The organism is Bacillus sp. FJAT-22090 (genome assembly GCF_001278755.1).
In the GTDB taxonomy this organism is placed as follows: Bacteria; Bacillota; Bacilli; order Bacillales_A; family Planococcaceae; genus Psychrobacillus.
The window spans coordinates 1,220,578-1,246,466 of the sequence record NZ_CP012601.1 but is presented as its reverse complement, the minus strand read 5'-3'; the positions used below and the strand labels follow the sequence as shown (position 1 = coordinate 1,246,466).

The 25,889-nt window shown below is 34.8% G+C and carries 25 protein-coding genes; 8 read left to right on the top strand and 17 right to left on the bottom strand.

Going from position 1 to position 25,889, the window contains the following annotated elements; translation table 11 throughout:
- Positions 1 to 32: 32 nt before the first annotated feature.
- The 4 genes from AM499_RS06630 to AM499_RS06615 all read left to right on the top strand — a co-directional run bounded on the left by AM499_RS06630 (position 33) and on the right by AM499_RS06615 (position 2,850).
- A complete protein-coding gene (locus tag AM499_RS06630) occupies positions 33 to 872 on the top strand; it encodes an alpha/beta fold hydrolase (protein ID WP_053589458.1) in 840 nt (279 codons plus the stop codon).
- A gap of 167 nt (positions 873 to 1,039) precedes the next feature.
- A complete protein-coding gene (locus AM499_RS06625) occupies positions 1,040 to 2,035 on the top strand; it encodes an aminoglycoside phosphotransferase family protein (RefSeq protein WP_053589457.1) in 996 nt (331 codons plus the stop codon).
- A gap of 106 nt (positions 2,036 to 2,141) precedes the next feature.
- A complete protein-coding gene (locus AM499_RS06620) occupies positions 2,142 to 2,465 on the top strand; it encodes a hypothetical protein (RefSeq protein WP_053589456.1) in 324 nt (107 codons plus the stop codon).
- 139 nt (positions 2,466 to 2,604) lie between these two features.
- On the top strand, positions 2,605 to 2,850 hold the full coding sequence (locus AM499_RS06615) for a cold-shock protein (protein ID WP_053589455.1): 246 nt from the start codon (positions 2,605 to 2,607) through the stop codon (positions 2,848 to 2,850).
- A 335-nt stretch (positions 2,851 to 3,185) separates the two neighbouring features.
- On the opposite strand, the gene AM499_RS06610 is transcribed toward AM499_RS06615, so the two are convergent.
- Positions 3,186 to 3,395: a hypothetical protein gene (locus tag AM499_RS06610; RefSeq protein WP_053589454.1), complete on the bottom strand. Its 210-nt coding sequence runs from the start codon at positions 3,393 to 3,395 to the stop codon at positions 3,186 to 3,188.
- A 204-nt stretch (positions 3,396 to 3,599) separates the two neighbouring features.
- Between AM499_RS06610 and AM499_RS06605 the strand changes: the two genes are divergently transcribed.
- Both AM499_RS06605 and AM499_RS06600 read left to right on the top strand, forming a co-directional pair.
- A complete protein-coding gene (locus tag AM499_RS06605) occupies positions 3,600 to 3,782 on the top strand; it encodes a PspC domain-containing protein (RefSeq protein ID WP_053589453.1) in 183 nt (60 codons plus the stop codon).
- Positions 3,783 to 4,828: 1,046 nt separating this feature from the next.
- Positions 4,829 to 5,038 (top strand): hypothetical protein, encoded by a 210-nt coding sequence (locus AM499_RS06600; protein ID WP_053589452.1) that lies wholly within the window; start codon positions 4,829 to 4,831, stop codon positions 5,036 to 5,038.
- Here the strand turns inward: AM499_RS06600 and AM499_RS06595 are convergent.
- Genes AM499_RS06595 through parE form a run of 3 tightly spaced genes read right to left on the bottom strand, consistent with a single transcriptional unit; the run spans position 5,035 to position 10,628 of the window.
- On the bottom strand, positions 5,035 to 6,219 hold the full coding sequence (locus AM499_RS06595; protein ID WP_053589451.1) for an MFS transporter: 1,185 nt from the start codon (positions 6,217 to 6,219) through the stop codon (positions 5,035 to 5,037). The genes AM499_RS06600 and AM499_RS06595 overlap by 4 nt on opposite strands.
- A 9-nt stretch (positions 6,220 to 6,228) precedes the next feature.
- On the bottom strand, positions 6,229 to 8,661 hold the full coding sequence (gene parC, locus AM499_RS06590; RefSeq protein WP_053589450.1) for a DNA topoisomerase IV subunit A: 2,433 nt from the start codon (positions 8,659 to 8,661) through the stop codon (positions 6,229 to 6,231).
- Positions 8,658 to 10,628: a DNA topoisomerase IV subunit B gene (gene parE, locus AM499_RS06585; RefSeq protein ID WP_053589449.1), complete on the bottom strand. Its 1,971-nt coding sequence runs from the start codon at positions 10,626 to 10,628 to the stop codon at positions 8,658 to 8,660. Before parE ends, parC begins: the two co-directional genes overlap by 4 nt.
- Before the next feature lie 438 nt (positions 10,629 to 11,066).
- Here parE and plsY point away from each other — a divergent pair, with 438 nt between their 5' ends.
- Both plsY and AM499_RS06575 read left to right on the top strand, forming a co-directional pair.
- Positions 11,067 to 11,672, top strand: coding sequence for a glycerol-3-phosphate 1-O-acyltransferase PlsY (plsY, locus tag AM499_RS06580; protein WP_053589448.1), 606 nt, complete (start codon positions 11,067 to 11,069; stop codon positions 11,670 to 11,672).
- Between the two features lie 69 nt (positions 11,673 to 11,741).
- On the top strand, positions 11,742 to 12,035 hold the full coding sequence (locus AM499_RS06575; protein ID WP_053589447.1) for a HesB/YadR/YfhF family protein: 294 nt from the start codon (positions 11,742 to 11,744) through the stop codon (positions 12,033 to 12,035).
- 9 nt (positions 12,036 to 12,044) lie between these two features.
- Here AM499_RS06575 and AM499_RS06570 read toward each other — a convergent pair whose 3' ends face one another.
- From AM499_RS06570 to AM499_RS06510, 13 genes are all read right to left on the bottom strand, one after another.
- Positions 12,045 to 12,347: a hypothetical protein gene (locus AM499_RS06570; RefSeq protein WP_053589446.1), complete on the bottom strand. Its 303-nt coding sequence runs from the start codon at positions 12,345 to 12,347 to the stop codon at positions 12,045 to 12,047.
- On the bottom strand, positions 12,347 to 12,772 hold the full coding sequence (locus AM499_RS06565; protein WP_053589445.1) for an acyl-CoA thioesterase: 426 nt from the start codon (positions 12,770 to 12,772) through the stop codon (positions 12,347 to 12,349). Before AM499_RS06565 ends, AM499_RS06570 begins: the two co-directional genes overlap by 1 nt.
- 111 nt (positions 12,773 to 12,883) lie before the next feature.
- Entirely contained in the window at positions 12,884 to 14,383 is a 1,500-nt protein-coding gene (locus AM499_RS06560) for an AMP-binding protein (protein ID WP_053589444.1), read from the bottom strand.
- A gap of 19 nt (positions 14,384 to 14,402) precedes the next feature.
- Positions 14,403 to 15,143, bottom strand: a complete 741-nt coding sequence (gene fabG, locus AM499_RS06555) for a 3-oxoacyl-ACP reductase FabG (RefSeq protein WP_053589443.1) — start codon at positions 15,141 to 15,143, stop codon at positions 14,403 to 14,405.
- The gene (phaZ, locus tag AM499_RS06550) at positions 15,127 to 16,038 is read right to left on the bottom strand and encodes an intracellular short-chain-length polyhydroxyalkanoate depolymerase (RefSeq protein WP_082355187.1); all 912 of its coding nucleotides are present in this window, start codon (positions 16,036 to 16,038) and stop codon (positions 15,127 to 15,129) included. The genes fabG and phaZ overlap by 17 nt, the downstream gene beginning before the upstream one ends.
- Positions 16,038 to 17,060 (bottom strand): 3-oxoacyl-ACP synthase, encoded by a 1,023-nt coding sequence (locus AM499_RS06545; protein WP_053589441.1) that lies wholly within the window; start codon positions 17,058 to 17,060, stop codon positions 16,038 to 16,040. Before AM499_RS06545 ends, phaZ begins: the two co-directional genes overlap by 1 nt.
- Positions 17,057 to 18,070: a branched-chain amino acid ABC transporter permease gene (locus AM499_RS06540; RefSeq protein ID WP_053589440.1), complete on the bottom strand. Its 1,014-nt coding sequence runs from the start codon at positions 18,068 to 18,070 to the stop codon at positions 17,057 to 17,059. The genes AM499_RS06545 and AM499_RS06540 overlap by 4 nt, the downstream gene beginning before the upstream one ends.
- Before the next feature lie 6 nt (positions 18,071 to 18,076).
- Complete coding sequence (locus tag AM499_RS06535; protein WP_053589439.1) at positions 18,077 to 18,937, bottom strand: branched-chain amino acid ABC transporter permease; 861 nt, start codon at positions 18,935 to 18,937, stop codon at positions 18,077 to 18,079.
- A 12-nt stretch (positions 18,938 to 18,949) separates the two neighbouring features.
- Positions 18,950 to 19,657, bottom strand: coding sequence for an ABC transporter ATP-binding protein (locus tag AM499_RS06530; RefSeq protein WP_053589438.1), 708 nt, complete (start codon positions 19,655 to 19,657; stop codon positions 18,950 to 18,952).
- The gene (locus tag AM499_RS06525; protein ID WP_053589437.1) at positions 19,641 to 20,408 is read right to left on the bottom strand and encodes an ABC transporter ATP-binding protein; all 768 of its coding nucleotides are present in this window, start codon (positions 20,406 to 20,408) and stop codon (positions 19,641 to 19,643) included. Before AM499_RS06525 ends, AM499_RS06530 begins: the two co-directional genes overlap by 17 nt.
- A gap of 100 nt (positions 20,409 to 20,508) precedes the next feature.
- On the bottom strand, positions 20,509 to 21,759 hold the full coding sequence (locus tag AM499_RS06520) for a substrate-binding domain-containing protein (protein ID WP_053589436.1): 1,251 nt from the start codon (positions 21,757 to 21,759) through the stop codon (positions 20,509 to 20,511).
- 212 nt (positions 21,760 to 21,971) lie between these two features.
- Positions 21,972 to 22,583 (bottom strand): hypothetical protein, encoded by a 612-nt coding sequence (locus AM499_RS06515; RefSeq protein WP_053589435.1) that lies wholly within the window; start codon positions 22,581 to 22,583, stop codon positions 21,972 to 21,974.
- Between the two features lie 41 nt (positions 22,584 to 22,624).
- A complete protein-coding gene (locus tag AM499_RS06510) occupies positions 22,625 to 25,834 on the bottom strand; it encodes an AfsR/SARP family transcriptional regulator (RefSeq protein ID WP_053589434.1) in 3,210 nt (1,069 codons plus the stop codon).
- Positions 25,835 to 25,889 lie beyond the last annotated feature (55 nt).

The following is a 25,889-nucleotide window of genomic DNA, read 5'->3' as shown; positions in this document are numbered from 1 at the left end:
GAAATAATAGGTTTACATTGGAGGAAGCTATTATGCCGAATTGGAAAAGAGAGATAATTGAAACTTCTCGCGGATGCTTTGAGGTTTTTGTAAAAGGAGAGGGTGAACCTGTTTGTATAACTCATCACTATTCGGAATTTAATGAGTCTGGGGACTACTTTGCAGAAACATTCACAGACAAATGGAAAGTTTTTTTAGTTAACTTAAAGGACGCAGGAAGCTCAGATAAAGCACAGAGTAGCTATGAATTAAGCATGGTGGATGCAGTGCTTGACCTTGAAGAGATTCGAAAAGTGAAAGGTTTCTCATCATGGACATTTGCTGGACATTCTACAGGTGGAATGATTGGGGTGTTATATGGAATTTATTTTTCATCCTCTTTAAAATCCCTTATTCTTGTAGGCTCTTCTGCAAGGGAATATAGCTCATCGTCTAGTAAGTGTATTTATAATGAGGGACATCCAAAATATAAAAGAATGCAAGAATTGATGGAACTTTTAAAAATGAAAAGCCTAGAGGAAGATGAACGGAATAAGCTGGCTAAAGAAAGAACCAAGTTATCCTTATTCCAACCTGAAAACTATGAACTATATTTTTCGAAAAATATCATGAAAAAAGTATCTGCAAACAGATTAAATTTTTTTAGTAGAGAACAACTAATTTTTGATGTAACTCGCAAATTGTCAGAGATTAAAACAAGAACTATCATTCTTTGCGGTAGACATGATGTTCAATGTCCTGTGGACTTCTCTATTGAAATGAGCGATTTAATTCCAGATGCTTCACTACATATCTTTGAACAAAGTAACCATTATCCATTTTTAGAAGAAGAATTCGAATATAAGCGTGTTTTACAAAGCCTATTGTTATAATAACCTTATTCAACTAACGGGTGCTTTACTTCAAGAGGGGGTAAAGCCTTTATTCTTATTGAACTAACGGGGCAGGTTATTTGAAGAAGGGTTTTATTTCAAATTGCAGAATATCTATGGAAAGGTATGGGTTAACAAAATAGATGCAAAAGCTGGGGGCGGCACTATTGAGCGAAGAAATTTATAAAACTGTAGAACAACTGATAAAGAAAACAAAAAGAAAAGAGACTGTAATTGCGATAAATAACTTACAAAAAAATAAAGACGGATTTAGTAACGACATTTCAATGTTTCATCTTACTTACTCTCAAGGTGAGGATATATTCTCCAAGGAAGTTGTCTTAAAAGAATTTAGTGAAAATGTGAAGTTTAATAAAGAATTAAATATTCTAATGAGTAAGGATGTAAATTCGTGCATTAATATTCCAACTGTTTATTTTGAAGATAAAGAAAAGAGAATAATGTTGATGGAACTAGTAAAGGGAGTTACTCTGGACAAATATTACTTAGCAAACCCAGAGGATATACAGTCAGCATTTAGAAATTTTGGTGTCACGCTCGCACAAGTTCATTCAATTTGCACTGATACGGTTCGTGAGTTTTTTACGGATAACGATATACGACAAAAAGAATATATCAATTTCTACATAGAGAGTTTAAAAAATAGGGTTGCGAAGTTTGAAGACCCTGTATATATAAATTGCCTTCTAAATATTTCTGAAATGTTCAAGACTGTTTCATTTACTGAAGTTTTAAATCACGGAGATTATCATTTTTGGAATACAATATTAACTAATGAAAATACATTGTATATTTTGGATTGGGAAAAAGCTTTTATAGGAGACCCTCGTTATGATATAGCGAATACACTTGTCTTAGGATATTCGTGGTTCGGGACTAGCTTCAAAGAAACTATGTTAGATGCTTATCAGAACATCACAAACAAGAAAATTGAACATTTGGAGTGCTTTGAAGCCTTATCAAGTTTTGACTCATTTACTAAAACGGTTCCCTTAATACAAGGTGCTGATGATTCACATATTCGAGACAGATCGTTTGAGTGGTTAAAGAGACGTTATGAACTTTTTGTAAAACACAACGGAAAGAGAATAAATGAAGCTGAAGAATACTTATTGTCTAAAGGTGTATTATTCAAAATTTAGTAACTTTTCTTATTCAACTAACGGGTGCTTTACTTTAAGAAGGAATGGAATTTTTTGTTATTGAATTAACGCTATTGGTTATTCAAAAGAAGGGGGGATTTAAATAATGCTTAGTATATTCTTTGGAATTTCAGTGCTAATTATGGGGTTTAGCCACCTAATGAAAAAGGACTACTTTTTACCTGAAAAAACTAAAGTTCTTTTAGGCGAGGAAAAGTTTCAATCTTATCAGAAAGGGTTAATTTTTCCTTATTTATTTTTAGGAACGTTAATGATTTGTATGACAATAGTTGAGATGAAGAAAATTCTTCAAACATCAACATTTATCGCTTTATATCTTATATTATGTATTATTCCTATTATAATGTTTATCGCAAACAACAAAAAAAATACTGGTCGTTATTGGTTTTGGGTAAATGGCTTCAAGTAAAGTGAAAATATAAAATATTTCTATTTCAACTAACGGGTGCTTTAGTTAAGCAAGTGGCTGCCAGTAAGGGTAGCTTTTTCTTATTGAACTAACGGGGCAGTTTAGTTTAATAAATAAATGGAAAGGAGGTCGAACAGATATGAAACGAGAGGGAATCGTTAAATGGTTTAAAGAAGAAAAGGGTTATGGTCGAATTATGCTTGACGGTGAAGATGGAAATCATGTTTTTGTTCATTTTAGTTCGATTTTGCTTGATAAAGACAGATTTGGAGATGGATTCAGATTTCTTAAACAAGGTCAAAAAGTATCCTTTGATTTAGTTGAAAATCCAAATTCTACTGACCAGAAACAAGTTGCAGAAAATGTAATCATTATCTCTGACTAAAGAAATCTTGTTCAACTAACGGGTGCTTTAGTAAAGATCATAGGGGTTGCTTAGGCAACTCTTTTTCTTGTTGAACTAAAGCAGCAGGTTAGTTGAACTGAGGATTATTTTGGAACTCTTTAGGCTTTGAAACGTATTAATAATTATAAAAAATAAAACGCTAAGGGGGTGTTGTTCATTAAAAAGTGGTCACCTTATATATGGAAATTATTTTGGGTTATTGGGTTATTTTTATTAACAATCATCAGTTTTGATATTAAAACTCTAATTAAAAATAGCTCCCATTTCTCAATGATTTATTGGACTAATTTTATTCTTCTCTTTATATGGGGTTTCTATCTATCACTTATTTTTATAAAAAAATGGTCAATTAAAATAAACCTACCTTTACTTATTTCCGTATTCATTCCTTGTTTTCTCTTTTCGTTAATTATGCCATTATCATCAACTTTTCCAATTTCTTTACCAGGTAGTATTTGGTTAATAAAACTTTTAAGCTCCAATTTGATTGAAATTGTTGCAGGTTTAACGTTCATGCTAAGCATTTTTAATAACTCATTAAACGAGAGTGAATGTGAATAAAACTACTTGTGAAGGAGTGTACTTAAACTAACGGGTGCTTTACTTCAAGAAGGAGTAAAGCCTTTTTTCTTATTGAACTAAAGCAGCAGTTTAGTTGAAGAATGGAATTGTAACTTTTTGTAATTTCATTCGTATAAAAAGAGAATGTTAAACGAGGGGGGATTTTAATGTCACAAAGGTTAAGGAAGTCATCAACTGATAAGGTGTTATATGGGGTGTGTGGGGGAATAGCTGAATTTTTTGGCATATCTTCTTTTGTTGTAAGGATAATATTTTTCTTTACTGCTTCAGTATCTGTATGGGTATATCTACTTCTTGTTTGGGTTTTAAAAGACAAACTATCGCTATAATATTTCCAATCTTTATTGCACTAACGGGTGCTTTAGTTAAACAAGACCATCATTTCGATGGTCTATTTTTTTGTCAGAAACATCAAGTAGATCTCGGTGATCCATTGTGAAACGTTACACTAAAACTAACGGGGCAGGTTAGTTGAAGAAGGAGAAGTACAATCTTTTGTTGAATTTGAAGAGTATTGATTAAGAGGATTTACTTGTTCAATAGAATAATGGGAATGGAATATGGACTGAGAGTGATTTAAATGGGAATCAGTAATTTGGCACAAAAAGCTATTGTATACTACAAAAATTTGTCTATGAAATAACTAGCCAAAATAACAATAGTATTTTTTTCTTCAAAATCGGTAGAGGATTAAATGTCCCGACATTTGTGTCCCAAAAACATTACAGTATGTCCCGACATTCTTGTCTTAAAAAAATCTTTTTTAATGATATAAGAGGTACGTCCCAATATTCTTGTCCAAATTGTCCCGACATTCTTGTCCATATACAATATGAATAATTATGGGAAGGTAAGTGATTAGTTATTGGTATCCCTGAAAATAATTAAGTTTACATAATATAAATTATACGAAGTTGTATTTCATTGAAGAAGTATACTTGAAACAGTGAGATATCAGAAAGAATTTTGTATCAAATATCAATTTTATTACTTAACAATCAATATTTTTGTTTATATTTATTTTCATTGCATCCAATTGATCTCACTCACTAATTAAACACTAAAAGATTTTGTATAGCTTTTCATCTTAATATATAATATCTGGTCAGATTTGTTTATTTTTAAAAAAAATTAAGTTCTTTTAGATTTCATTTTGTTGTTTTTAGCTTTAGTCAGTATTTTTTCCAATATCTAACTACTTATGCATGATTATTTATACACTATTTTCTACAATAACTCGGGATTCATTGCTACCACTTCCCCATTTGCTCCATACATACTAATAGATATCATTCTTACATTCATTTTCTTGTGTTTTTGTATAAAATAATATACTCTGTTTCTTGTAAGATATAAATTTTTAAGGAGTGGTTACATGGCTAAGTCTGCAGCACATAAAAAACGTTCTCACCAACTACGTAATACTGGTAAAGATGTTACAACTTTCCGAAATGATGTTGAATTTAGTATGCACGTGCGAAAAACGAAAACAAAGAAGGAAAAATTACAACAGTATCAGAACAAACATAAAAAGCATTTCCAACAAGGTATATTACCCGATGGAAATGCTTTTTATATTGCTTAATTGAATGCTAATTTACTTTTTTTCATTTGTAGCATGAAAATACATGTTAATGAAACACTAATTAGACCAAAAACAACTACCATATATTGCAATCCGATGATATCTAAAAGTGCACCAGTTGACAATAATACTAATTGAAATGCTACACGGTCTAACATATTTCGAAATGAAAAGAATCTTCCGTGAAACTCTTTGGGTACTTGTTTTTGAAAGATCGTCATTGCAGTGGGAAAGAAACATCCAATGGAAAAACCAAAAAGAGCAAAAGTCGTTAGAGTCAATGCAGGACTTTCAGCAAAGTATAGTAATATCTCAGAAAGTCCAATTATTATTACAAAGCTGAATAGAATATTACTTACTTTCCACTTAGATCCAATATATTTAATGACTAACGTACCTAGCATGAAGGCAAAACCTTCTACTGCATATATGGCACCTTTGATGGAAGAGGAATCTTGAATTTCACTAATATTAATGACAATTAAATTAAACGATCCCAAAAACAATAATGGAATTAAAGTTAAGATAACTGTCATGAGAACTGCAGTATTATCCTTTAACATTGGAAAAATTTCCTTAAATCCGCTTTTTACTTTCTCCCCATTTACAGTGACAGCTTCTTTCTCCTCCAATTTGAGCATACACGTAAATACCAGTAATCCAGCATATGCAACCATGGAAAAAATATATAGATATTGGATCGACCAATAGACTAAAACAAGGCCAGCAATAGCTGTACCAGCTACACGTGCAATTGTAGCAATGTTCATATGCCAACTGTTTAATTGTAACAAGTCTTTCTCATTCACTATCATTGGTAATGTAGCTTGCAATGCAGGAAAATAAAACGCAGCGGATATTTGTAAACTAATTAAGAATAAAACCATCCACCAAATAGATCCTGTTGCAATTGCTACGAACATAAATAGAACACTTAATATCCTACCTACACTAGATACTATTAACACTGTTTTTTTCTTAGATTGATCAATTATCCTCCCTGCTAGTGGGCCCATTAGTACACCGGCTAATAGACCGCCTGCGAGGATTAACGATTTATGAAAATCGGATGGTACTTTCTCTTGCATAAATTCTAGATTGCCAATGACTCCACTCCAAAGACCAAGTCCCGCAATCATTTCCCCTACTAACACAATCCAAACATTTGCATTTCTCCACATATTATTCCCTTACTCTTTCTGTTCAATTGGTTGTTTCCAAACTCGAACAAGTTGACCGTCTTTTTCTGTATCTACGATAAAGGATCCATTTGAATAGCGATCAGTTGGACGAAGTGAATTCGTTTGAACAACTTCTTGAACACCTTTTTCTGTTTCTAAAACAATTTCATCTGCTTTATTCGTCAATATAACAGCGAAAACTCTGTGAGGGTTTGACTTTAGTTCACGTAGAGTCACGATTCCTCGCTTTGCGCGTCCGCCAGATTCTATTTCTTTAAGCCCCATTTTTTTCACTGACCCACGATGTGTTATTAATGTAATATCTTCCTGACTATCTTGAGAAATAACATTTACACTTACGACAAGATCATCATCTTTTAAGTTTATAGCCTTCACACCACCAGTTTTTACCCCTGTAATTGGTACTTCATCAAGTGAGAACCGGACAGAATAACTGTGATATGTCGTCAACAATACATCATCTGACGGAGAAACAAGTTGTGCAAGGATTAATTCATCTTCTTTTTTCAAGTTCATTGTTTTTATTGGACGTGCATAACGTTGAACAACATAATCAGAAAGTAATGATCGTTTAATCTGTCCTTCCTTGGTTGCTGTAAGGACACATAGATCAAGGTCAAACGTCTCAATTCCTATTACATTAATAAGCGATTCATTTGTATCTAATGGTATTATGCTTGAGATATGTTGGCCAAGATCTTTCCAACGGATATCCGGAAGTTCATGTACAGGCTGATAGATATAGTTACCTTTAGATGTGAAAAGAAGTAAATGATGCTGCGTGTTGATAGGCTCCTGGTACAATAAGTAATCAGATTCCTTGATAGCAAAATCTTGTCCGTTGGAAGCAGTAAACGAACGCATACTCGTGCGTTTAATATAGCCATCTTTCGTGACTGTTACAATTACTTCTTCACTTGGAATTAAGACATCAAGTGTAACTTTTATCTCTTCAATTTCATCTTCAATTATTGATTTACGTGGTTCTGCAAATTGTTTTCTTACCTCTTGTAGTTCTTTTTTGATGACTTTTAAAAGAACGGTCTCACTAGCTAAAATACTCTCTAACTTTTTAACTAATGCATTCAATGACTCCTCTTCTTTTTGAAGCTCCGTAATATCCGTATTTGTTAGACGATAAAGCTGTAAGGACACGATTGCCTCTGCTTGCGCTTCAGAAAATTCAAAGCTAGCGATTAAATTGTTTTTCGCATCACGTTTATCTTTTGATGCACGGATCGTTTTAATAACTTCATCTAAAATAGATAAAGCTTTCATTAAACCTGCAACAATATGCAGACGTTCTTTTGCTTTTTTTAAGTCAAATGCAGTACGACGGGTTACTACCTCTTTTTGATGACCAATATAAGAGTCTAATAAGAGAGGCAATGTCATCATCGTTGGTCTACGATTATGAATAGCTATCATATTGAAATTGTACGTAACCTGTAAATCCGTATTTTTAAATAAATATTGTAGTATACCGTGGGCATCTATATCTTTCTTCATTTCAATAACAATACGCAATCCTGTACGATCTGATTCGTCTCGCACATCGGCAATGCCTTCCAAACGCTTATCGTGACGTTGCTCATCGATTTTTTTAACTAAATTGGCTTTATTCACTTCATAAGGAATTTCCGTAATGACAATTTGTTCTTTGCCACCCTTAATAGATTCAATCTCTGTTTTAGATCGAACGACAATCTTACCTTTTCCTGTTTCATAAGCTTTTTTAATCCCATCTACACCTTGAATAATCGCTCCTGTCGGGAAGTCAGGACCTTTTAAAACAGTCATTAACTCATCCACTGTTGCTGCAGGGTTTTCTATACGCATCAATACAGCATCTAATGCTTCGTGAAGTGCATGTGGTGGTATATCCGTTGCATAACCGGCTGATATTCCTGTTGAGCCGTTCACTAATAGATTTGGGAAACGTGCGGGTAATACGACTGGCTCTGTATCCGAATCGTCGAAATTTGCAATATAATCCACGGTATTTTTGTTTATATCTCTTAGTAGCTCATGAGAAATGGCAGAAAGTCTTGCTTCTGTATAACGCATTGCTGCAGGAGGATCACCATCAACAGAACCATTATTTCCATGCATTTCTACTAACATATGTCTCAGTTTCCAGTCCTGACTCATACGTACCATTGCTTCATAAACGGAACTATCACCATGTGGATGATAGTTTCCGATTACATTACCAACTGTTTTAGCAGATTTACGGAATGGTTTATCATTTGTATTTCCCTCTTGAAACATTGCAAATAATATACGACGTTGAACAGGCTTTAACCCATCTCTCGCATCTGGTAGTGCACGGTCTTGAATGATGTATTTACTATAACGTCCAAACCGATCACCGATTACTTCTTCTAGTGGTAAATTTTGATAACGTTCGGTTTGTGTCATACTAATTCATCCTCCGTGTGTAATCTATCATTTTCTAAAATATTTGAATCATCTTCTAAGCTAAAGTTTACGTTTGCTTCGATCCATTTACGACGTGGTTCTACCTTATCACCCATAAGTGTTGTAACATGCCTTTCTGCTCTTGCGCCATCTTCAATTGTCACTCGAACAAGAGTTCTAGTTTCTGGATTCATTGTAGTATCCCATAATTGGTCGGCATTCATCTCTCCAAGTCCCTTATAACGTTGGAGCATGTATCCTTTTCCAATTTTATTGGCTGCAGCTTCTAACTCTTTTTCAGTCCATGCATATTCAAAAACTTCTTTTTTTCCTATCCCTTTAAATACTTTATAAAGTGGTGGTAAAGCAATATATATCTTTCCATTTTCAATCAATGGTTTCATATAGCGGTAGAAAAAGGTTAATAACAATACTTGGATATGTGCGCCATCCGTATCAGCATCGGTCATAATCACGACTTTATCATAAGCAATATCATCGATTTGGAACTCTGCTCCAACCCCGCCTCCAATAGCATGAATGATTGTTGCAATTTCTACATTTTTCATAATATCTGCTAGGTTTGCTTTTTCTGTATTAATAACTTTACCTCGTAAAGGAAGGATTGCTTGGAATGTTCGATCTCGACCTTGTTTAGCGGATCCTCCTGCTGAATCTCCTTCGACTAAATATAGTTCATTTTTGGCAGCATTTCTCGATTGTGCTGGCGTTAACTTACCAGATAACATTTCTGAAGGTTTTCGTTTCTTTCCGTTACGAGCATCTTCACGTGCCTTTCTCGCGGCTTCACGAGCTTGTTGTGCACGAATAGCTTTTCGAATTAGAGAAGAAGCTAACTCTGAGTTTTCTTCTAAGATATACTGTAGTTTTTCAGAAATGACAGCATCTACAGCGCTTCTTGCTTCACTTGTACCTAGTTTGCCTTTTGTTTGGCCTTCGAATTGTAATATATTCTCTGGGATACGAACAGATATTACCGCAGAAACTCCTTCTCGTATATCAGAACCTTCCAAGTTTTTAGCTTTCTCTTTTAACAAATTTGTTTTACGAGCATAATCATTAAATACTCTTGTTAAAGCAGCTTTTGCACCTGTTTCATGCGTTCCGCCATCTCGAGTACGGACATTGTTAACAAACGACAGAATGGTTTCTGAATAACCATCATTAAATTGAAAAGCAAATTCAACTTCTATTTCATCATGAGAGCCTTCCATATAGAAAACCGGATGTAATACATCTTTTTCTTCATTTAGATATGCTACGAATGCTTCTATTCCTGTTTCAAAGTAAAAAATATCATGAGCACCTGTTCGCTCATCGATTAGTTCTATTTTTAATCCCTTTAAAAGAAAAGCAGATTCTCTTAATCTTTCGCTTAACGTCTCGTAATTGTATTTAATGACTGAAAATATGTTAGGATCCGGCAAGAAATGAACAGAAGTTCCTGTTTCTTTAGTAGACCCTATTTGAGTCAATGATTTTACGACTTTACCACCATTTTCAAAGCGTTGCATGAACTTTTTGCCGTCACGATGGATAATTACCTCAACATATGAAGATAGTGCATTCACGACGGATGCACCTACTCCGTGGAGTCCTCCACTCGTTTTATATCCACCTTGTCCAAACTTACCACCCGCATGTAACACTGTAAAAATTACTTCTGCAGTAGGTATTCCAGTTCTATGTGTACCTGTTGGCATTCCACGCCCAAAATCACGAACAGTAATGCTTTGGTCTTCAAGTATAGTTACAATTATATGGTCCCCAAAACCAGCAAGACTTTCATCTACTGCATTATCTACTATTTCGTATACTAAATGATGCAATCCTCTAGTATCTGTTGATCCGATATACATACCAGGTCTTTTCCGAACGGCTTCTAACCCTTCTAATACCTGAATATCATCATCACTATAACTTGTTAATAGTTCATCTTTACGCAAAATATGTTCCCCTCCAAAAAAAAACAAAACATCCGTTCTTAACTTCTATTTAAGCCTACAAACAGATTGTCGATGTGTCAATACTTACAGTACATAGGACAGAATTTAATTGTAAATAAATTTCTAGTGTAATGCAATCTGCCATACCATAGCTTTCTCTATTAAAGCTCGTTATTCCTTCATAGTAATACAATAACTTTATAAACAAAGTTCATAATAGCATAATAATTTAGACATTTTTTCTGCATCAATTGACTATATATTACCTAACTCTAATGTTAGCTCATTATATATAATTAATTATACCGTTATAAAGTATTTTTTGGTTAGTATTATTAAATAGATATTTACTTACTAAACATTGAAGAGAGCTTTGTGTACATGGTAAACTAAGAAAAGTTCATTATATTATTAGTTTCATAATAAAAGGAGTATGCTATGACTACATTCATTTTACTTTTACTCGCTTATCTAATTGGTTCCATCCCTTCTGGACTTTGGGTTGGAAAGTTATTTTATAATACAGATATAAGAGAGCACGGAAGCGGTAATCTAGGTGGTACAAATACTTTCCGCACACTTGGAAAAAAAGCCGGTTTAGTAGTTACAATCATGGACATATTAAAAGGAACAGCTGCAACACTTTTAGGTGCGTTACCATTTTTTGAATCTGCTAATGTACATCCTTTAATTTTAGGTATCATTGCTGTTGTAGGACATATGTTCCCTATTTTTGCGAAGTTTAAAGGTGGAAAAGCAGTTGCCACTTCAGGTGGAATATTATTGGGATATAACTGGCCTATATTTGTGCTATTAGTTGTTGGATTTTTCATTATCCTAAAATTAACTAAAATGGTTTCTCTAACGTCGATGATTCTTTCTATCATTGCGGTTTTATATGCTATTATTTATCACTATACTGTAGACCACGATTTACCATTGATTGGTATAGTACTACTTCTTGCAATTTTCATCTTTTATAGACATCGTACGAATATAAAACGAATCAAAGAAGGAACAGAACCGAAAGTCAAATGGATTTAGCAACTACGCACTTATTACCATGAGATGTAATATGCTCGAATGATTTTAAAGAAAGCTTGGTGATTACACATGAAAATATTCATCTCCACTGATGCACTAAAATGGTTCCATGACGAAATGGAAGTACAGAATGGCGACACAATTCGTTTCTATGCTCGTTATGGCGGAACTAGTCCAATAAACGAAGGGTTCTCCTTAGGAATGACAATTGATACTCCCGTAATTCCATCAGTAACTGTAACGATAGAAAATATCTTGTTTTTTATCGAGGAGAAAGATGAATGGTTTTTCAATGGTCATGATCTTTATGTAGATGTAGACACCAAGACGGAGGAATTAGCCTACTCCTATAAAAAAGCGTGACATTTATTGTCACGCTTTTTTAAACCTCTTAAGCTGTTCAAGTTGACCTTCTTTTTTCATAATGTCATATTCGTGTTTACCGAATAAGTCAAAATGAGGATATCCTTCTTTGAAATCAATCCATTCTTCTTTTAAACCGTACTGCTTACCCCACTCAATTAAAATGGAAAGATTACTACAGCCTACTTTTGTAACCGTATTACAACCTGGAAAACGTTTGTCGACCCAATAATGCGTTAAAAATGCAATTTGCTCATTATGTACATTTCGTTTCCATTCATTTAATTCATCACGTGTAATTCCAAAAGCCATTAAACAAGTTCCTTTGCAATTTCAGTATATTTCGAATCCCATTGCGGATTGATTTTTTTTAGTGAAACCGGTCGGAAATTATCTTTTTTGACGATAACATGCTCGGATGTAGCTTTTGATGCAATCGTTCCATCTTTATGTAAAATCTCGTATCCATAAGTAGTACGAAGTTTTCCATGGCTCTCAATCCAGGTTCTAACTGTTACTGTCTCTCCGTATTTTACAGAAGACATATAGTTAATATTGACATTCGTTACAGGGGAGATATATCCATCTGCTTCAAGGCCTGCATACGTGAATCCCAAGTCTTGAATCAATTGAGTTCGTCCAATTTCTAACCAAATAACATAATTTGCATGATAGACAACGCCCATTTGATCTGTTTCTGCATAGCGCACTTCTATTTCTTTTTCACTTATATACATCTTTCATGTCACCTCTATATATATTATACAGAAAAGTAACATAAAAAGCTGAAAAGTAAACCTATGAATGAGCATAGGAAGGAGTCAGTTATCGGAATAACTGACTCCGTGTTAACAGATTTCACTTTTTTTTTCGTTACTAGCTAATTGTTGTAATTTCTTTTTGTCTATTTTGCCAACATCGGTTCGAGGAAGTTCATTTAAGATAAATATTTTTTTCGGAACTTTATAGCTTCCGAGTGATTTTTTACAATAGGTAATTATTTCAGCCTCAAAAGATACGATCGATTCTTTACAGGTGACGAAAGCAGTCACACACTCTCCCCATTTATCATCTTCTATACCGATTACTGCTGCTTCTCGTATGTTTGGATGTAAAACGAGACACTGCTCTACTTCCTGGGGATATACATTTTCTCCTCCTGAAATAATCATCTCTTTTTTTCTTCCTACGATATAATAATCACCTTCATCATCAAACATAGCCAAGTCACCTGTTTTTAACCAGCCATCTACTTTTGCTATCTTGGTTTCTTCTTCGTTGTTCCAATACTTTGTGAATACATGCTTACCTGAGATATATAATTCTCCTATTTCATTCTCATTACATAATTTGCCAAACTCATTCATTATTTTTACTTCATTAAATTGCATGCATTTACCAACGGATCCTTTTTTATTACTCGCTCTTTGAGGACAAATATAAAAGTTATTAGGTCCAGCTTCAGTAAGACCGTAACCTTCTTTAAAAAGAATTCCCTTCTCTTCAAATTGGTTGTAAATAGTCTTTGGACATGGAGCTCCACCTGATAAAAAAGCTTTTACAGTTGGAAATGTTGCTCTTTTAATATAATCAGTCTCTAACATCGCTTGATACATAGTAGGAACAAATAGAGACATCGTCGTCTTGTAAGTATTTAAAGCCATAAGTGCTTCTTCAGCATTAAAACGACTACCAGTGACGACTGTGCCCCCTGCCATTAAAATTGGAAGACAAAGTGCATTTAGACCTCCGGTGTGAAACATTGGCATATAGTTTAATGTACAATCCACGTCGCTTAGTCCCCAACTAACAATTGTATTAATAGCGTTCCAATTCACTGCATCAAATGAAAGGACAACCCCTTTTGGCTTTCCGGTAGTTCCACCAGTATATATGATTAACCATGGATCCGTTGAACTCCATACTGATTTAGAAGGATAAAATTCAATTCTCTCGTCTAATACCTTTGTAAGTAGCAGACAATCTACTTTTTCAAATTTGGAACATATTCCTTGATGCTCTTCATCGTGGATGACCAATACAGGTTCACAGTCATTTAATATATAATTCAGCTCTGAAACACTCAATCGAAAGTTAAGAGGAACATATAAAATCCCTTTTAATCCACAAGCAAACAGGATCGCGAATAACTCAATTCGATTTTGAGAAAGGATTACTATTCGATCGCCTTTTACATACTGCTTTTCTTGAAAATAGTGAACCCATTTAGATATATGATCTGTTAACGTTTTATAATTCCATTGCTCGCCAGAATTACTGTCGATCAAAGCGGTTTTTGTCGGAGACAGTGCTGCACGTTTATATATCCAAGCTTGTTCTGTAAACACTTTGCAACCGCTCCTTTCATTACATCATAATACCGCCATCGACGTGTAAGACGTGACCATGTACATAACTTGATTCGTCTGATGCTAAAAACAAATATGCATTCGCTATTTCTGTAGGAATGCCAAGTCGCTGTAAGGCAACAACTGATTTCATTTGGTCAATAATCTTTTCTGGCATTTTAGCTACCATAGACGTGCTTGTAAAACCTGGTGCTACTGCATTAACATTAATGCCTTTACGTCCTAATTCTTTTGCCCAAGTTTTGGTCATGCCAACAACCGCAGCTTTTGAAGCAGCATAATTAGTTTGACCGACATTTCCATAAATCCCACTAACTGAGGAAGTATTTATTATTTTTCCGTATCCTTTTTCCACTAAATGTGGAAGAACTGCCTGTGTACAATTAAAAACGCCGGTTAAATTTACATCTAGAACACGTGAGAAGTCTTCCACTGTCATTTTAGACAGCATTGCGTCTCTTGTAATACCAGCATTATTTATTAAGATATCGATTGTTCCAAAATGGTCAACCGTCTGTTGTACAAGTGCTTCTACACTTTCGCGGTTTGCAACGTCCACTTGAACAAATTTAACTTCATATCCTTTTTCTATTAATTCTTTTTCTTGGTTTGTACCTGTGTTTGCATCAAAATCAGCTATCACTACCTTAGCTCCTTCTTCTGCAAATCGAAGAACTGCAGCTAAACCTATTCCATTGGCTGCTCCTGTAATTATAGCGACTTTATCTTTTAACCTCATATGCTTTCTCCTCCGTTAAAAATGTTTCGATACGATTTGTTAACTGCTCCAAATCATCGATTAATGGAGAATGACCGCAATTTACTAATGGTATATAAGTGGCATTGTCTCCTAAGTCCTTCACAATTTCTTGTGTCATTTCCTCGTTCACGACATAATCCCGATCTCCTCTTAAAATAAGTACGGGAATGGTAATATCTTTTGCTTGATTTGTTCCTTCCGTTACTCCGTTATGGTAAGAGCTAATATTAAATGTGTTTAATGAATGATAGACATCCGCCAAATTTCGTTGTGTCAACATATCATCCAAATAAGCTTCATAACGTTCTTTCTCCGGTTGCTTGTGAGAATATATAGCAGCATTCCATACTGCCTTCAATCCTTCTTTATTATTGGTGTCATATAATCCTTGCATCGCTCTTGTTTTTGATGGATCATTTTCTACATCTTCAATTGTTTGAAATCTATAGTTCATGTTTGGTGTTCCATCCTCATTTGTTCCATAGAAAGGATACCCTCTCGTTGAGGCAGATGCTAATAAAACTAACTTCTCACAGTAGTCTGGATAGTCTGCAACAAACTGCATACAAATTGCTCCGCCTGTAGACCAACCTATTAAGAAGAACTTTTCTAACGATAAAAGGTCGACAACTTCCTTCAAGTCATCTGAGAAGTCCTTTATACTTTGAACTCTCGTTTGGTAGGTAGACTCTCCAAATCCTCTTAAATCAATTGCATATAACGTATACTTTTGATCTAATGTATCGATTAACACATCCCAATGTTTTGAAGAGGTCATATTGCCGTGTACTAATACAATCACTTCTTCGCCACCTGGACGTATACGATACGCAATTGTTTCTCCATTTGCTAAAGATAATTTTGGTAAACTCATCACTTTTCTCCCCCTTGCTGACCCCATCTTACTGCTACAGCCCCCCATGCATAACCAATGCCGGCGCTTACAAGAACAGCAAGATCACCATCTTTTAGCTTCCCAGCTTCTTGTGCAAGCTCTAACGAAATAATCTGATCCATTTGACCAATATGTCCATAATCGCTCAAATAGATCGATTGTTCACTGGATAATCCTAGTTCATTTAAGACAAAATCATGAGCTGATTTTTTCATATGGAGAATAGCTAAATAGTCAATATCATTATCTGAATAACCACTTTTAAATAATGCATTACGAATTACTTTTATAAAATTTTGCATCGACTTTTGTTCAAGTCTTGCTTTCATGCCTTCAGGATCTAACACATCTAATCTATATAATCCCTTTTGTAAATGGTCCACTGTAAGTGGTTCTTTTGTTCCGCCGACTGGTACTACTACATCTTCAGAAAAAGACCCATCTGTTATAATCTCTGATTCTAGAATAATATTTTCATGATGATCTTTTTTTAATATAATTGCTGCTCCACCCGCTCCGAGATTGAACATAAAGCGAGTTCTTTCATTTGTATAATCAATAAAGTCATTGTTTCTATAACCACCAGCAAGTAGAACAGTATTAACGGACGAATCAGATTCCATAATATTTTTTGCTATTTTGATGGCCATAATTGTCGTCCCACAACGAAGAGCCACGTCAAATCCCCAAGCGTGATAAGCACCTATCTCTTCTTGTAGTTTAATAGCTGCAGTCCATAATGGATATTCCTTATGTTCTTCCCCGATATAAATAACTAAATCAATTGTTTTTGGATCTACAGCCCCTTTTTGTAATGCTTTTTCGGCTGCTTTGATCCCCATTGCTACTGTGTGATCTTCAGGACCGGGAATTGGTTTTTGTGTAATCCCCATTTTACTTTTTACGACGTCAATTGGTAAATTAGAAAGAGCAGCAATTTCCTCGGCTGTCATGACGTTGTCTGGAATATACACACCAGTACTGACAATTCCTACAGTCATTTTGCTTCCGCCTTTCTCTTAGTTGGATTGATCGCTACTGATACGCCGCCTTTGTTTTTTCTTTTCCAAAATGCATGTCGTATTGTACCTACAATTCCTCTTGGGAAAAATATTACTGCTAATATATAGATGATTCCAAAGAAAATAATCCATCTTTCGAAAATAGGATGCTCTTTAGCAAGGCCAGACAAGTAATGTTGAGCTAATTCAATTACTCCTGCACCAATAATTGGACCTATTAATGTTCCTACGCCTCCAATTATAGTCATCAGGAGAGCATCAAGTGTTATATCCATTGTGAGTACACTCGTATTCACAAACCGTAGAGAAATAGCGTACAGGGAACCAGCCAAGCTTGCGACAACCCCAGCTACGACGGAAGCGATTACTTTATAATGCAATGTTTGAAATCCTAATGATTTTGTTCTCTGTTCGTTTTCACGTACAGCTATTAAGACTCTTCCTAAAGGAGATTCAACAAATCTTCTTAGGAAAAAGAAAACAAGTACTAAACAAGCAAGAACAAGAAGATAAAACATCATACGATCTTTAAAGAACTCTGGTGCACGAAATGTAAATCCATCATTACCATACGTAAGTGTTCTCCATTTTTCTGCAAGTACTAAAAATAAACCTGACACTGCCATTGTAAGCATTGCAAAGAAATGGCTTTTTAATCTTAAAGTGAGTAATCCAACCAAAAAACTGATTACGGCTGCTAAGACCATACCTACTAGGATAGATAGGAAAAATATACCCAACGTTGCCTCGAAATGATTGAGCATAATAGCAGTAGCATAAGCGCCCATCCCAAAGAACATTGCATGACCGAATGAGACGATCCCAGTATATCCAAGCAAAATGTCATAGCTCATAGCTAAGATAGAAAAAATAAATATTTGTGTAAGCAATATTGTCCAAGTTCTAGAGTCTGAAACAAACGGGAAAACTGTCAGAGCAGCTACCATTATTATTAATACAGCATTAGTTAATTGGAATTTTGACTTCATTTCGCATCATCCTTTCGCAGTAAACAAACCTTGTGGACGGAAAATTAATACGATTGCCATTAGCATCATATTGACCGCAAGTGATAAAGCTGGAACATAGTACGCCATGAAGCTGCCTGCAAGACCAACAAGTATTGCGGCAAGTAGAGATCCAGGAAAACTTCCCATACCACCAATGACTACGACTATAAATGCTAAAATCGCAAATTCCATACCCATTTCTGCATAAATTACCCCAGAATAAGGAGCCATAAGTACGCCGCCCAATGCTGCAAGACCAGCTCCTACCATAAACACGTATAAGAAAACTTGTTTGATATTTATACCAAGCGCTTGAACCATTTCTTTGTTCATAACTCCTGCACGTACGATCAAACCAATTTTAGTACGCTTCAGTATAAACTGGAAAACGCCAAATACTAGAAAGCCTATCAATATGATAAATAAGCGATATTTGATAATGATGACATCGCCAACTTCCCAGCTCCCGGATAATAAAGGAGGAGTTTTTGCCGCAATTTGATTTGGTCCGAAAACAACCTTCAACATTTCTGATAAAACGATCATAAAACCTAATGTGATCAAAATTTGTTGAATGTGATTACCGTAAACGGGAGTAATAATGAGTTTCTCCGTTATAAATCCAAGCACTATACCCGTTAAAATAGCTCCTAGGATGGCAATAGTAAAACTGTCAGTTAATCCATAAAACCAGACTCCAGAGAAGGCTCCCCATGCAAATAACCCACCATGAGCAAAGTTTAAAACATCCATTAAGCCAAAGATTAACGTTAAACCAGCAGCCAATAGAAATATTAGCATCCCAGTAGCTAAGCCATTTATCAATAAATTGATGATTAGTTCCATTTTATTACCCCCTCACCCAATTCCTAAATACTTACGTTTTAGCTCTTCATTCTGTATTAACTCACTCATTTGACCAGATTGTACGGTCTCGCCATCATCTATTAGTGTGTATGTATCGCCAATTCTACTAGCCATAATAAAATTTTGTTCTACTAATATAATTGTAGTTTGTTTTTTCATTTCAATTATAGCTTCCATCACTTTTTCGATGACAACTGGTGCAAGGCCTTTAGATGGCTCATCTATTAACAGTAGTTTACTCTCGTTAACAAAAGCTCTTGCCATTGATAGCATTTGCTTTTGACCACCAGATAGATGTCCGCCTTCCTTTTTCCAATACTTCTTAAGATCTGGGAATAACTCCAGTACGTATTCCTGTCTTGCAAGTGCACTATCATCTTCTTTTCGCATAGCAACTTTGATATTTTCTTCTACCGTAAGTGCACCAAATATTCCTTGATCCTCCGGAACATATCCAATGCCATTTGAAGCAATATGATGAGTCGCATTTTTAGTTATATCTTTATCTTGAAAAACAATGGAACCTGAATTAGCAGGAGTCAATCCCATGATTGTTTTTAAAGTAGTTGTTTTTCCGGCTCCATTTCTACCTAGTAAAACACTTACTTCTCCTTCTTTCGCTACAAATGAAACACCTTGTAAAATGTGATATTGCCCTATATACGTGTGAACATTTTCTACTTTAAGCAAGATGCTCATCGTACAACCCTCCTAAATATGCATGTTGAACGGTTTCATTATTCATAATTTCTGTAGGTGTACCATCCGCTAGTAATCTACCGTTAAATAAAACCATAATAGAATCAGATAAATCCATAATCATATCCATTTTATGTTCAATCAATAAAATCGTCTTTTCACCCGTTTGTTTAATCTGTTTGATGACATCTAAAATGGCAGGGACTTCTTCTAAGGACATTCCAGCAGTTGGTTCGTCCAACAGTAATACTTCTGTATCTAAAGCAAGTAACATCGCAATTTCTAGTTTTCGTTTTTCTCCATGTGATAGTTGATTTGCAAAAGCATTTGCTTTACTAGAAAGCAAAACTATTTCTAAAAGCTTTTCAGCCTGTATATGCAAGTCTTTATATGATGTAAAATGCCGAAGAATTTGATAACGAATATTTTCTTTGGATTGAACAGCTAAACGAACATTTTCTATTACCGTTAAATTTGGAAATACATTTGTAATTTGAAAAGAACGACCAAGCCCTTTTCTTGTTCGTTGAACGGAGGAATATTTAGACATTGATTCACCTCTAAAAAACACATCGCCCTCTGTAGGGTTTAACTCACCACTCAATAAATTAAAAAAAGTAGTTTTTCCTGCACCATTTGGTCCAATAATAGACTTGAAATGTTTTGCTGGCATAGAAAAATTAACATGGTCAACAGCAGTTTGACCACCAAACTTAATGGTTAGATTTTCAGTTCTCAGTATAGGTTCCATTCCACTTTACTCCTTTCAACTGTCACTCTCCATATCATAGAGAAATCTATAATATGGAGAGTGACAGACCTAATATTATTAGGCCGTCACTCAATTTTTTTTATTTATTATTCAAAATCGGTGGTTCTGTTTCTTCTGGAGATAGCTCTCTTATTAAAACTGGAACAGGATAGTCAACACCATCTTGTTTTTCTAGTTTAATAGAGTAAAGAGATTGTAATGCTTGATGATCTTCTGGTCTGAATGTCATTGTTCCTTTTGGCGTCTCAAATGACATACCTTCCATTACCTTGATCAGCTCATTACCATCTGCATTTCCTTCAGATTTTTTCAAAGCCTCTACAATTGCAATTGCAGCAGACATTCCTCCTGGAGTAAATAAGTCAGGAACTTCACCGTTAAAACGTTTTTTGTGTTCATCTACTAACCAAGTATTAATTTCATTATCAGGAAGTGTATGATAGTAAACAGAGAAGCCTTCCATACCAACTAATGGTTCCATTACGGATAATGCAGGAATATCAGGAGCTCCTGTTGAAATTTTAATACCTTTTTCTTGTAGTTTTAAGTCAGCAATTTGATTCCAAGGAGAGTTTGCACCTGCCCACACAACAAATAAGTAGTCAGGCTTTTCTTGGATAATCTTTTGTAAGTTAGAAGTAAAGTCAGTAGCAGCTGGATCAGCGTACTCTTCCAACACTACCTCTGCTCCTAATTTTTCTGCAGCCGCTTTAAATGCAGCTATTCCATCCCATCCAAATGAATAATCTGGTGCAAACGTAGCAATTTTTACTCCTGGTTTAGCGATTGCAGCAGCACCTGCTACAGCATCTTGTGAGGAGTTACGACCAGTTCTAAAAATGTATGGATTGTATTCTGAACCTGTAATACTGTCAGCAACAGCTGGCTCAACGATCATAATTTTTTCATATTCTTCTGCTAGAGGAAGGACAGCTAATGTATCACCTGAGCTAGAGGATCCTACTAAGAAATCTACTTCATCTTCTTCCAAAAGCTTTGTTGCTTTTTGAACTGCTACTTCAGGTTTTGTTTCTGTGTCTTCAAAAACAACTTCGATTTTTTTGCCTGCTACTTCCATTGTTCCATCGGTAGCATATTCAAGACCTAACTCAAATCCATTTTTCGTTTGTTTACCATAAGACTCAAGAGCACCAGTTAAAGAAGCAAGTACCCCAACTTTGATAGTACCGCCTTCTTCAGTCACTTCACTTGTAACTGGAGTTGTTTCGTCCTTTTCTTTTTCTGTTGTTGTAGTAGCTTTTTCGCTACATGCAGCACTGACAATTAGAACGAATAATAGCGTTAACAATAATCCCCATTTTTTTGTCATGTAAATCCCCCTTCAAAGCTTTTTGTAAGCGTTATCATGCTTCTGTTATAGAGTACAAAAATGTAGTTACAAATCAGTTACAAAAAAGCTAATCAAAAGTTTCATGTAAATAAGAAATTTTCAAGTTAAATAGGATTTCATAAAAAAGAACTTGGGCAATTACCCAAGTTCTTGTAACATTAAATATAACGTATGCAAGATCTATCAAAATCTTATATTTTGTTTTTTTTCACTTGATCTAATACATTAGGTAATTCATTTATTGGCAACAAACCTTCCTCTGAATTAAACTTTTTAAATTCTATTTCTGTAATCTCCGTACCAAGAACATACTCTCCTATAACGATTTCAAGAAACTCCAATACTGCGTTACTATGTTCCACGTCTTCTCGGAACTCTTTAATATACAAAATAAGGTAGAATTCTTCATTCTCTTGATCTACCTCATACGTGAAAAAGACATCTTCACGACTAACTTCAAACCCATTAGATGAAATTGCTATATCATCGTCATTTCGCTGGTTAAATGCTACAATAGTGAATCTTTCCAACTGTGGTGCAGCTTCCACTAACCGTATCACGTCTGGGAAATTGTTAGGATTGCCATATGCGCTAATTGTCAGCTCGCGTTTTTTGTCTTTGTTTTCTTCTAATTCAATCGAAAATGATAATTGGCGGTTTACCTTACTCGTCACCGCATCTAATTCTTTTAACAATTTCACAGAATGCTCGTCCCGTATCAAATATAATTCTTCTTCATGTTCCACAAACCATTCCCAAAATGCTTCAATAGGATCTTTTCTTTTAAATATATTCCGAATCAAATTAACACTCCTTTTATATGAAAGATTTTTTTTTCTAATTTCTATTCATAATTTGTTATCATTTCGTACATTTGTATGGTAGTTTCCATTGGCTCAATGCCAAGTTCCTGTTCAAGTGTAGTAACACAACGGTCATACCATTTTACAGATTGGGAGCGGTTTTGTAATTGATAGTAAGCGTACATCAACAGCCGATATGCTTCCTCCCAAGTTCGATCTATTCGTAGGAGCTTCTCAGCCCAATAAATTGTTTTTTCGAACTCCTTTAACCTGGTACTTGTTTGTGCTAGTCGTTCTAACACGGTAATGTAGAGTTGTTGTGCATTTTCTCGATCATGGGAAATCCATTCTATTGTTGTCTTTTCTTCATACAATTGGCCTTTGTACAATTTTTCTGCTTTTAATAGTGACTCTTTAGATATCACTGGGTTATGTTCATTTAATCCTTTATCAACATAATGATGAAAATTATCGATATCGCTAGCAATCGATACATTAGGGTTCAATCGATACATCGACTGCTTGCGCACAATGAAAAAGGATTCCTCTCTTGCTAACCGATTTGGTTCAATTACTTTTAATAAAGAATTCAAGGTTACTTTAAAATCACGGTCCATGTTTTTTTCATTGCTTTCTCCCCATAATGCATGGATAATTTCTTCCTTTGGGACAAAGCGGTTTTTATTCATAAATAAATAAGCTAATAATTCTTTTGCCTTATCTCTTTGCCATTTTCGTTCGTTAACCTCTTTATTGCTCATATAAAGAGTAAAGGGTCCAAGCAGGTGTATTGTAAGTTGATAACCTGGGTAATTACTCACTGTATTTATCTTCAATATATTAGAAACAGTATTTACATCAATTGAGTCCGGATTTGCGATAAGCGCTTTTTGGAGAATAGGATAATGCATTTGCAAATCATATGGTCCAAAAACCGTTTTTCTCTGTAAAAAAAATACGAAATCAAAACGAACACATAAAGTTGCAAATCTTTCAGCGTAATGAATGAACACGTCTTGATTTTCTAAATGGTGATGAATAATCATTAGCCAATAGTTCGATACCATTTCACCATAAACATCCCCACTAATTACAAACAGTCGATTAGCCTCATGAACTGTTTGTAATGCTTGATGGTGTTCATCATTTTCAAAATAAACTATTGTTAAACAGATCAAAATATATGCAGATAACCAATAATCATTCCCCTTGTCCGTTTCTCGGAGACCTTTTTCACCGTATGAGATCGCCTCTTGAAAGTATCCTTGTCTGGACTTTAAAATGGATAGTCCCATATAAGGTTCGGCTTTGCCCCTAGAAACATTCAACTCTTCCATTCGATTCACAGCTTTCAAGTAATAAGTTTCAGGCGTTTCCATATCAAATGGATTATCTAATATTTCTGCATGTCCTCTACGAATCCATCCTACCGCCTCAACAAAACCTGACTTTTCACGATTTCCAGTTTCAATGCCTTTTATAGCCGCTTGTTTTGCATGCTCTACTTGACCCATTAAAGAATATATAAAGGAAAGTAAAACCTCTGTCTCTCGATGAGAATCAGGTAAACTATTTTCATCGCTTATCCTATTTTTTAATATTTTCAGTGCTTCATTTAGCATACCTGTCCGGAGCAGAATTCTAGCATCCAAATTTCCTTCTCTTAAAATAGCTGCCTCTAACTTTTCTTGTTGAACAAATTTATTTGCCTCTTTTGCTTTTCCCAAGTTTACTAGATTTTCCGCTAATAATCTCTTTAATAATAACATTTCATGCCTTGTCATATCCGTACTCATCTCAGACCATTTAACAGCTTCTTCTAAAAAAGGTTTTGCAAATGCCGGTTGGATAGTATCTAAATAGATATGCGCAATTCCAGCATTGCCTCGACTATGATACAAATGGTTATTATGTTCCTTGGCAAAGTTGATACATTTTTCATATGCTTTTTTAGCTTTTTCATAAAAAGCTCTATATCGATGACATTCACCTTCGTAATAATAAAGCTCATAGAACTCTTCTTTTCTTTCCTCAGAAAGATGTTCTTTTAACAAATCTAACAACCAATCGAATTGTCCAGATTTGATCATCATTTCCGCAAACTGAACAATCGTCTGACCTAGAAAAAAATCATCTTTTGCTTTTACCGCATGATGAATAGATTGGACTAAATTATTCTTTTTACTGTAATATGCGGCGGCTCTTTTGTGTGTTTCCACGTAAAGAGCTTGATCTTTTTGTAACCACTTTGTTTCTAAATATTGTTGGAACAAAGAATGGTATCGATAGGCGCCGGTATCGCTTAATGCTTGGATGAAAGCATGGCTACTCGCTAATCTAACCAGATTTCTTGCTTCAATCTCTCCGAAAAAAGCATGAATATCTTCTAGAGTAAAGGTTGGGAAGATACTAAAATTTAATAAGGATTGCTTATCTTCTTCGTTCATCCGTAAAAATACTTCTTCGGATAAATAGGAAAATAGATCTTTTAAAGCTGGATCAAAAAGTTCTGCTATTTGTTTACTCGTCTCGGCAACTTGCATTGCTATCAAGTGAATAGCGATTGCCCAACCCTCTGTTAGTTTCATAATTTCTTCCGCTTCGTTCAATGAAATCGTTTTATCAAAATAATCCTCAAAAAATACTTGAATTTCTTCTTCACTAAACATAAAGTCTTTTTCGCTAATTTCAACAAGCTGTCCTTTTAATTTTAGCTTTAATAATATAGTCCATTTAGGTCGACTTCTGGATGCGACAACAAGATGTATATTTGGAGGAAGGAATTCTATTATTTTTTCTACTATATAATTTATTTGAAAAACATGATCAATCAGATGAAAATCGTCTAATATAATAGTAAATGGATGATCGATTGAAACCAATTCATTACTAAATAGTGAGTACCAACGAGTTAATTCTGCTTCTTTTGGATACATGGATATTACTTCTTTTTCTATTAGACTTACACCAAATGTAGGGATTACTTTCCGAATGCTAAGTAATAAATGTCTTAGAAAAGGAAGAATATCATCGTCTTCTTCGGTAATGGTGTACCAGGAGTATAATTCCTTTGAATCAGCATAATATTGTGCTAAAGCTGAACTTTTACCAAATCCAGCTCCACTATGTAAAAGAGATAATTTCTTATGAGAATTTGATTTTAATTTTTTTATTAGGGATGATCTTCTCATGTAAAAGGATGAGGTCATAGGAGGGGTTAATTTTGACATAATTATTGTAGATTGTTCCATCGCTAAACCTCCATTTTCGAAGCACGTTATTTATTACTAATACTACCATATTTTT